Raw genomic sequence first — 1469 nt, 5'->3', positions numbered from 1 at the left:
CCGACGAGGCGGCCGCCGTGCTTCCGGGTGGGGATGTGGAGGCGTGGGTGCGGAGGATGACGTCCGGGCACGGTGTGGTGATGGCAAAGAAGGGGGTTGCGGAGGACGTCCCGGGGGTCGGGGAGACGCGGCGCTGGTTCGGGGAGTCGAAGGGGGAGAGGGTGAGCGACCCGTCGTTCACCGTGAGCGCGCGGACCGACGCGCGTGGGCGGCTGCTGAGCCTTGCCTGCAACGCGGCCGGGGTGGAGCCGGGCGCGCCGGCGATGCAGGTCGCGGTCTTCTCCGACTGCGTCAACGGCGCCGAGCTGCGTGGCGTCGACGCGGGTGCGGTCAGTGCGTGGGTGGCGAAGACGTTGCCGACGATGCTGGGCAAGGGCGGAGTCCAGGTCGCCGACACCCGTATCGGTGGGGTGGAGGTGCGGGTGAACACTGCCGGGGACACCGCGGCGATTGAGGTGCGGGCGGGCTGAACGGGCCTACGGTGGCGTGGAATTGGCATGCGGGTGCGTGGACGGGGTGGCTACCGGCCGGTAGAACCGCACGCATGCGAATACGTCCAGCGATGACCGTGGCGGCGCTGGTGGCGATGGTCGCCGTCTTCGTCCCGTCCGCGCGCGCCGCCGACTCCCCGTCCGCCGCGCGGACCGCGCACTGCCCGGAACGGGTGAACGTGACGGTGTTCCGCCACGGCGGGCCACCCCTGCTCGACTGGCGGGAGAACCTGGAGTTCGACGGGCGGGGGATGCTGTGGGTCTCGCACTCGGTCAGGAACCGGGTGGAGGGCTACACGCCGGACGGGAGGCTGGCGGCCACCTTCCCGGTGTCCGGGCCCGGCGGCATCCGGCGCGGGCCGGACGGGATGATGTACGTCAACTTCGGGGTCGGCCCGCTGGCCGTCACGGGCGGCGTCATGCGCTTCGATCCGACCGCCGCGCAGCCCCGAGGGGAGAAGGTGGTCACGGGGACGCCGGGCGTCAACGGCCTCGCCATCGACGGCGACGGCAACTTCTACCTGAGCCGCGAACTGGCCACCGGGGTGCTCAAGGTGCGGCCGGACGGTACGCGGGACGAGGAGTGGACACGGAAGGCGAACGTCTTCGGCACCAACGGACTGGAGATCGTGGGCGACCAGCTGTACGCGAGTGTTCTCACCAGCACCCGGTCGCCCGTGGTGCGGATTCCGCTGGACGATCCGGCGAGCCACACGACGGTGGTCGGCCTCAGCGGCGGCCTCCTCGACGCCGAACTGCTGGACGATCTGACCCACTTCCGTGGCGACCTCGTGGTGACCGGCTTCCGGCACGGCGAGCTGGTCCGGGTGGCCCCGGACACCGGCCGGGTGTGTGTGCTCGCGTCCGGGCTGCGGATGCCGACGAGCGTGCGGGTCGTGCGTGGCTTCGGCGAGTACCGGGCGGGCAGGGACCTGTTCGTGACGGAGGCGTCCGGGCGGATCGTGCGCGTAGCCGTCG

The 1469-nt window shown here is 72.2% G+C and carries 2 protein-coding genes; both read left to right on the top strand.

Annotation, left to right across the window (positions count from 1 at the left end):
• Positions 1–470, top strand: a 470-nt coding sequence (locus tag GL263_RS26435; protein ID WP_228456849.1) for a hypothetical protein, incomplete at its 5' end; no start/stop codon positions are given.
• 74 nt (positions 471–544) lie between these two features.
• Positions 545–1469 (top strand): SMP-30/gluconolactonase/LRE family protein (locus GL263_RS26430; protein WP_182858260.1); only part of this gene is annotated, 925 nt, incomplete at its 3' end.

Origin of the sequence: Streptomyces durbertensis, from assembly GCF_014156695.1 — a bacterium.
GTDB lineage: Bacteria > Actinomycetota > Actinomycetes > Streptomycetales > Streptomycetaceae > Streptomyces > Streptomyces durbertensis.
The sequence above is the reverse complement of the archived record's forward strand: the minus strand, read 5'-3'. Positions and strand labels throughout refer to the sequence as shown.